Origin of the sequence: Microcystis sp. M179S2 (assembly GCF_020245805.1) — a bacterium.
In the GTDB taxonomy this organism is placed as follows: Bacteria; Cyanobacteriota; Cyanobacteriia; order Cyanobacteriales; family Microcystaceae; genus Microcystis; species Microcystis aeruginosa.
Genome location: NZ_JADBUE010000322.1, coordinates 1 through 6,865 on the forward strand (window position 1 = coordinate 1; position 6,865 = coordinate 6,865).

Genomic DNA, 6,865 nt, shown 5'->3' on the forward strand with positions numbered 1-6,865 from the left:
ACTGTCTTACACAGAGTCCACAGACTTTCGCCCCATTTCAGAAGCCCGATTCCGTGTGTCCCACGGTACGTTGACCGCCTATAGCTTCTTGTACTTGTTGCGCGCGACTTTTTACCCGGCCCAGCTTTTCTGGTCGGAACCCCCTAAGCCGAGTTTTCAAGGTGCTGCGCCGTCCACTTGGTTTTCGAGACTGGCCTTTTAATTCTAACGTCAAGCCAACCTAGAACGGCGGGGTTTCAGACGCAAATTTTCGATGATCGAGAATGGCTTTAGCTTGAATTAAAGCCGATCGCACTTGTTCAAAACCTGTGCCACCATAGCTATTACGGGCCGCCACCACCTGACGAGGAGCGATCGCGTCGTAGATATCGGCCTCAAAAGCTGGATGTAATTCTTGCCATTCGGTCAGGGTTAAATCTTTCAATAACTTACCCGCTGCCAAACTGCTTTTAACGACTTTCCCGACTAAATTATAAGCTTCTCGGAAGGGAATCCCCTTACTGGCTAAATAATCCGCCACATCCGTCGCATTAGAAAAATCTTCCGCCACCGCATTAGCTAATCGGTCGGTTTTAAATTGAATTCCGGTGGCTAAAAGTACCGTCATCGCTTGCAAACAAATCCGCACGGTTTTAACGCCATCAAATAACGCCTCCTTGTCCTCCTGCAAGTCTTTGTTATAGGCCAGGGGTAAACCCTTCATTAAGGTCAATAACGCCTGTAAATGCCCAAAAACCCGCCCTGTTTTGCCGCGCACCAATTCGGGAACGTCGGGATTTTTTTTCTGGGGCATAATGCTAGATCCCGTGGCACAACTATCGGTGAGAGTGATAAAACTAAATTCTTGGGAAGACCAGAGAATCATTTCCTCGCTCAAACGGCTCAGGTGGACCATAATCAGACTAGCGGCCGTCATAAATTCAATGGCAAAATCTCGATCGCTGACTCCATCGAGACTATTGTTATAAACCTGCTCAAAATCGAGTAAATTGGCACTGTAATGACGATCAATCGGAAAAGTCGTCCCCGCTAAGGCCCCGCATCCTAGGGGCGAAATATTAGTCCTGGCGCGAATTTCTCCTAATCTTTGGTGATCCCGTTCGGCCATTTGAAAATAAGCGAGGAGATGATGGGCTAAACTAATCGGTTGGGCGCGCTGTAGGTGGGTATAACCGGGGATCAGGGTTTCCAGATGGTTTTCGGCGTGATTGACTAAAGCTTGCTGAAAATTGCGAATTTCTTGCCTAATATCATCGATTTGTTGTCTAAGATACAGACGAATATCCGTTCCTACCTGATCGTTTCGCGAACGGGCCGTGTGCAGTTTTTTGCCCACATCTCCCACAATCTCGGTTAAACGACGTTCCACGGCAAAATGCACGTCCTCTTGATCGATGCCGGGGTTAAAGTTGCCGGTGCGGTATTCTTGACGAATTTGTTCCAATCCAGAGACGAGACTATCTGCTTCTTCGGGGCTGATAATACCCGTATAGGCGAGCATTTTAGCGTGAGCGATTGATCCGGTGAGATCATACTCGATTAATTCGATATCAAAGCCAATACTGGCGTTAAATTCCACGATCGTAGGATGGAGACTACCTTCAAAGCGATCGCTCCAAGTTTTCTTTGCTGTCACTGTTTTCGTTAGATTATTGTGGATAAAGTTAACCAAAATATGCTAGGCAATTTTTAGGGATAATCTGGTGCTGATAGCATTACCGCTTCAGGTTAGAAAAATCTCCAACCCCACAAACATAAGAATAGCAAGAATTGCTCGCTCTGGCTGAATGCTGATAGGCGAAAAGCTAATAAGAAGTAAAACCTCGAAACAGATAACCGACAACCAAACCGATTAATAAGGCCCATGCTTGCCCAGTTTTGAGGAAATTTGAGAAGGATTTCTGGACATTGCCGATGATATCCACGTCTTGATCCGAAATAGTCATCAAGACATTGGTAAGGGGCGAAAAGTCGATCGAGACAGATAGATGATGGAAGATGTCGATCACGATGGCATTCCTCAAAGACGAAAATCTACAGAATAAGTTAACATGAAAACGACTAAATCAAAACCGCTTTTGTCTCCCTGGTGGTGAGTTGGAGAGGGGGTCACTTTCAAGATACTTGAGATTGCCGGTAATAGGATAATAATAAATTGCCCGCTTTTTCTAAATCTTGACCAAAGGCGATAATTCCTTCTTCATGACCACTCATCACTAAAATTTGTTGCTCCTCTAGACGCTCTTCTTGACATAAACGGATAATTTCTGCGGCCATTTCTGGGGTTCCATAGGCGATATTTTCTTGAGTGGTCGGCACTCGATACATCAAATTTTGCCACAGGGGGCGATGATGAATATGAATTACCCCATTAATCTGGGGATTCGCTTCATAAATTGCTCCATGGGTGAGAGTTTCCGAAGAAGCGGCGATTGTTCCCCGACAAGTGACCCGATTTTCTCTCCAATCGTAGTCTATAACCGTGGTGTAATGGAATTCATTTAATACTGGAATCCCTCCAGTATTAGTGCCAGAAATAATAATTTTTTTGTCTATTTTTCCTCGTTGACTCACATTACCAAAACCGATTCCGTTATCGTATTGACCGATTAATCCCAGTCGATAGAGCCGATTGCGCCAATAATTTAATTCTGCAATTTCTGAGCTTCTTAAGGGACGGTCAGGAATCCAAGTACAATTATATTTAACGTAACCTTCATCAATCATAAATTTTTCAAAAATATTCGGGATAATTTTGACACACTTTCCGCACAAAGTCCTGGAGAGGATAGGAGATATTAGTGATATAATTATCTTTAATAACTTGGGAGAATAGGGGTAAAACTTCCGTGTCTAAGGCGGGTTTAAATAAGTCCATCGGCAGGATTAAATCGGAACCTTCCCGCACATCAATTGTCTCAAAATTATCGGCTACAATTAACCAAAGAGGACGCACCCAAAGAGCCGAACGACTTTCGATCACCTGAATTACTTCTCCGTATAAAGTTCTATTTTTGCAGAATAAACTAACAATTTGATGGGGAGTGAATGTGTTCATAGACAATTCTAGTTTTCCTCGATACTATAGCAGTTATCTTAATGGTGAAGTACAAAGTTTTTCTTTTCGGGAACGACGGAACTGCGGAACAGTTTAGTGATCACATTGTAAAAGGATAAACCTCTTAGCTTATTTTGATTTCCCAACCTTTGTTTCTGCCACTTTTTGGGCAAAAAAGCCCAAAACTCTTTGATAGCAAGACTTACACCGATATTCAGCCAACTCTTGATAGAAGCTCAAATCACCCACACCGAGGAACTACCCATGAAATCCTTTGCCCGTCTCACCATCGTCAGCCTAATCACTGAACTTCCCCCGTATAAATATACTAGCTATGGCTAAAAGTCTTACAGAGCCTGAGTTAAAGCAATGTAATACTAATGGTATCCTGAACACAAGCTCCTGAAATCCTTACGCGGATAGGGTTTGAAGCAAAATTTTTCAAATTTGACCTTTTTGCCATTATAGCTTGTTTCAGGGGAGAAAACCATCAAAAACATGGCTACAAAAAAAATCGCTGACTCTAGGGATTAATGACATCATCTGTGATAATAAGGTTAGCGATCACTATACAGCCAACTCCACAGAATCGCTCTACTCTAGATACAGTCAACGGTACAGCCATTTTCAAGGGTAAAATGTACCCAGTGGCGGCTTGTCAATCAAGGTTTTGTTAATTTTTTAGCATTTATGTATTGGGCAAATCCAGACCCTACTTAGTTATTTTATAAAGCCAATATCGCTTTTTATCCTTATCACTGACTATAAGCTGAGTATTGTAACCATTAGTCTCGATTTGCTGAATTAATTGATCAGAGGGGATGTATAGAAATATATTGTCAAATTTACTACCTATTTGCTCTAATTTAGATAGTTTTTCTTCTAGTTCCTTTTGATTTTCCCCATAGACAACTTGTAGATAAACATCTGAATTGAGTAAGTGAGTTAAAGCCAGAACTCGATAGTACAGATCATCAGTAATTACTAAGACATTAGGTGATTTGTTAATTACTTCAGCAATCTGTAAGTTCATAATAGGTACAATTCCTTGAGTTCTTCCCGTAGGAGATTTAGCAATAGCCAGAGAGGAAAATATTCCTAGAGAAATTATGGCTATGCTGATCAATTGCCATAACCTTCTTTTGATAGGCTTTTCAACACCATGAAAAGCTTTAGAAGCAAGTAAATAAGCAACAGACAGACTAACCCCTATATAACTTGGAGTAAGATAGCGAGAGTATATAGTTCTTCTACCACCTTGCAAAAAGTCGGGAATAATCTGGGATAGACCAGGTATGATAACTAATAGAGCTATAAATAAGAAAGTATGAAATGGAGCCTGGCGATACATAAACCAAAAGGAATATATAATGATAATAAATATTAAATATGGTAAGGGGTTTTTAAAATTGAACTGGTTGTTAAAATCCACTAAAACTGTGGATGTATTAAAAATAATTGTTAATATTCTTTCAAGGACACTAATTTGAAAGTTATTCAACCAAGCTATCCTAGATTTGATGTCGCTCCAATCTCTAGTAATAACTAAAATCCAAGGAAGAAAGGAAACAAATAAAATGGTAGAAGCCAGTATATGGTTTAGTATTGATTTATTAAACTTAAATTTTTGAGTGACAATTACATAAACTGTTTGTGCAAAATAGACAAAGATAAAATTAACGTGTGAATAAATACCTAATGCCAGAGTTAATCCATAACCTAACCAGTTAAAATTATTGTTACTTCTCAGGCTGCGTAGTAGTGCCAAACTAGATAATATAATTGCTAACGAAAATAGACTATAGGAACGAATTTCCTAAGAATTAATCATATGGAAAGGAGAAACAGCAATTAAGCAAACTGTCATCCAACCTACTAGACTTGATGAAAATAATTCTAAAGATAACCAGTAAACCACAGGTAATAGTAGTAAGCCTATAAACACAGATAAACCGCGAGTCACTAGAACCGAATTACCCCAAAATTTCATCCAGTAGCGAAGTAGGATAAAGTAAAGAGGCGGACTAACATCTTGTTGAGTTAGGGCGTAAATAGTATCTTTGTTAGTTTTCTCACTGGCAAAGTCTTGATACTTGTTTAGGTCTTTAACAGTAAGAATTTGTCCATTAAAAGATTGAGAGATAAGCTCTTGGTAGGTATATCCTGAAGAACTAAGCAGCGTTCTTACCTCGTCTGTTGTGTAGGGTTTTTGGGATAATTCAAAAAACCTCAAAAAAATACTTAGTGAAAGAATGACGATGATTAGTAATACATTTATGCTAAAATGTTTTTTTGTTCTTAGAGATTGAGGTTTTAAACTCATATGTTGGCTCCTCTCGACTTTGTGTGATAATTTTTGCTTATAGAATCGTGAAATGCTTATCGGGCAAGACTTTTAGGGCTATTTTGCGGAAGAAACTGTCAGTACCAGAAGAGCCTCATGTTTATTTACTTACTCTTATTTATACTGAGTTGACAGTGATCCTAGCATATACTAACTCCTAAAGCGTAACCGTTCAGGAGGGTAAAGGTATGATAGCATGAAAGCTATGGATGAGAAGCACTTAAGAGAGAAATACGGAATAGACGACGATGATTGGGAAAGAACTTCAGGGCGAGCGCCGCATCGTTTTGTAGATTGGGACCTCGGAACGAAACCCAACACCCAACACCTAAATCTGTCTGAATGAGCGCTCGCTATTCCCCTCCTCCCATTGCTTTTTGTTGGGTTTCCTTGGGTCAACCCAACCGACGATAATTGTTATGATTACTGTAGTCCGTAGTCGTGGTCTTTTATATGCCGGATTAAAACAAACCGAAAAGGCAAAAATTAATCTACAACAAGTAGCTATATTATTCCGCCAACAGAATAATATGGCAGCTTAGGAAAAAGTGATGCAACTTTTACGGGAATTAGGGAGGTGACAAATGATAAAAACACCTGTTGATTTATACCGTAGAGGTAATGCTACATCTCCCAGAATGGATCATGTTCGTCCTAACAAAGATATTGCTATCTATGAAAATAATGGGCAAATATGGGTAAAAGAAACCCTTGCCGATGGACAAACACCGGGCGGAATTTCGACCTTTTCCGTTCAGGGAATGGGAAACAACTGGTGGAAACTAGATCGGGGGACTTCTATTCCCAGTGAGCTAGAATTAATTAATGATCGAGGTAATCACTGGTTATGGAAACCCTTATTTCCCATATCAATAGAAACCTATCAACAAGCCTTAAGGGTAATTGGTGAATTTTTTTATCGTGTAAGTTGAGGTAAACTATGAAAACTCTATCATTTAAAGACATCCAATTTATTATCGAAGCTCTCGAAGCCCTTCTCAAAAATTATAGTGACCGTATTCAACAACTAGAAGCTCTCGAAAACTATGAAGATGAAATTTCAGACTTAAGTAATGATTCTCTATTTTTACAAGAATTAATTACTGACTTACAAAATCAACAAACACAAGAATTGGCTCTACTTGTGCCTGAATTTGAATTGAAAAAGATGCCTTTACAAACATTAATTAAACAAGGAAAAACCCTGTCAATTGAGGAAAAATTAATCTTAGTGGAATCTCTAACTTCATCAATCCGCGAAGAATATAATCTAATGCGAACCTGAAATGAGAAAGATAATGATTACTTATTTAGCCACCTTTCCTGACAGGGGGACAAGCCAGCTGAAAAGCTTATGTAGCATGGAATACAGACACAGACTCCCAAAAAAGATAAGTCATATTTACCATATATGACCTAAATAACGAAAATGATAAGTGAACTATACCAGAAAGTGTTAGAAA

At 39.5% G+C, this 6,865-nt stretch carries 10 protein-coding genes; 4 read left to right on the forward strand and 6 right to left on the reverse strand.

Annotated elements, in window-relative coordinates:
* Nucleotides 1–220: 220 nt before the first annotated feature.
* The 4 genes from argH to IM500_RS20130 all read right to left on the reverse strand — a co-directional run bounded on the left by argH (nt 221) and on the right by IM500_RS20130 (nt 3,058).
* On the reverse strand, nt 221–1,636 hold the full coding sequence (gene argH, locus IM500_RS20115) for an argininosuccinate lyase (RefSeq protein WP_002759216.1): 1,416 nt from the start codon (nt 1,634–1,636) through the stop codon (nt 221–223).
* 169 nt (nt 1,637–1,805) lie between these two features.
* On the reverse strand, nt 1,806–2,009 hold the full coding sequence (locus IM500_RS20120; protein ID WP_190722127.1) for a hypothetical protein: 204 nt from the start codon (nt 2,007–2,009) through the stop codon (nt 1,806–1,808).
* A 106-nt stretch (nt 2,010–2,115) separates the two neighbouring features.
* Nucleotides 2,116–2,727 carry a class II aldolase/adducin family protein gene (locus IM500_RS20125; protein WP_190722128.1) on the reverse strand — a complete coding sequence of 204 codons (612 nt, stop codon included), beginning with the start codon at nt 2,725–2,727 and terminating at the stop codon, nt 2,116–2,118.
* Between the two features lie 7 nt (nt 2,728–2,734).
* Entirely contained in the window at nt 2,735–3,058 is a 324-nt protein-coding gene (locus tag IM500_RS20130; RefSeq protein ID WP_190722129.1) for a hypothetical protein, read from the reverse strand.
* 189 nt (nt 3,059–3,247) lie between these two features.
* Between IM500_RS20130 and IM500_RS20135 the strand changes: the two genes are divergently transcribed.
* Nucleotides 3,248–3,400 (forward strand): hypothetical protein, encoded by a 153-nt coding sequence (locus IM500_RS20135; protein ID WP_287739411.1) that lies wholly within the window; start codon nt 3,248–3,250, stop codon nt 3,398–3,400.
* A 370-nt stretch (nt 3,401–3,770) separates the two neighbouring features.
* On the opposite strand, the gene IM500_RS20140 is transcribed toward IM500_RS20135, so the two are convergent.
* Entirely contained in the window at nt 3,771–4,826 is a 1,056-nt protein-coding gene (locus tag IM500_RS20140; RefSeq protein ID WP_502882368.1) for a glycosyltransferase family 39 protein, read from the reverse strand.
* Between the two features lie 48 nt (nt 4,827–4,874).
* On the reverse strand, nt 4,875–5,381 hold the full coding sequence (locus tag IM500_RS20145; RefSeq protein WP_287739412.1) for a glycosyltransferase family 39 protein: 507 nt from the start codon (nt 5,379–5,381) through the stop codon (nt 4,875–4,877).
* Nucleotides 5,382–5,821: 440 nt separating this feature from the next.
* Between IM500_RS20145 and IM500_RS20150 the strand changes: the two genes are divergently transcribed.
* The 3 genes from IM500_RS20150 to IM500_RS20160 are packed head-to-tail and all read left to right on the forward strand — an operon-like array spanning nt 5,822 to nt 6,687.
* Nucleotides 5,822–5,944, forward strand: coding sequence for a hypothetical protein (locus IM500_RS20150; protein ID WP_287739413.1), 123 nt, complete (start codon nt 5,822–5,824; stop codon nt 5,942–5,944).
* 42 nt (nt 5,945–5,986) lie between these two features.
* Entirely contained in the window at nt 5,987–6,334 is a 348-nt protein-coding gene (locus IM500_RS20155; RefSeq protein ID WP_287739414.1) for a Tse2 family ADP-ribosyltransferase toxin, read from the forward strand.
* An 8-nt stretch (nt 6,335–6,342) separates the two neighbouring features.
* Entirely contained in the window at nt 6,343–6,687 is a 345-nt protein-coding gene (locus tag IM500_RS20160) for a hypothetical protein (RefSeq protein WP_287739415.1), read from the forward strand.
* Nucleotides 6,688–6,865: the final 178 nt, after the last annotated feature.

Coding starts and splice junctions, on each gene's coding strand:
- IM500_RS20125 (WP_190722128.1), bottom strand. CDS start 2,727: ATGATTGATGAAGGTTACGTTAAATATAATTGTACTTGGATTCCTGAC.
- IM500_RS20130 (WP_190722129.1), bottom strand. CDS start 3,058: ATGAACACATTCACTCCCCATCAAATTGTTAGTTTATTCTGCAAAAAT.
- IM500_RS20145 (WP_287739412.1), bottom strand. CDS start 5,381: ATGAGTTTAAAACCTCAATCTCTAAGAACAAAAAAACATTTTAGCATA.
- IM500_RS20150 (WP_287739413.1), top strand. CDS start 5,822: ATGATTACTGTAGTCCGTAGTCGTGGTCTTTTATATGCCGGATTAAAA.
- IM500_RS20155 (WP_287739414.1), top strand. CDS start 5,987: ATGATAAAAACACCTGTTGATTTATACCGTAGAGGTAATGCTACATCT.
- IM500_RS20160 (WP_287739415.1), top strand. CDS start 6,343: ATGAAAACTCTATCATTTAAAGACATCCAATTTATTATCGAAGCTCTC.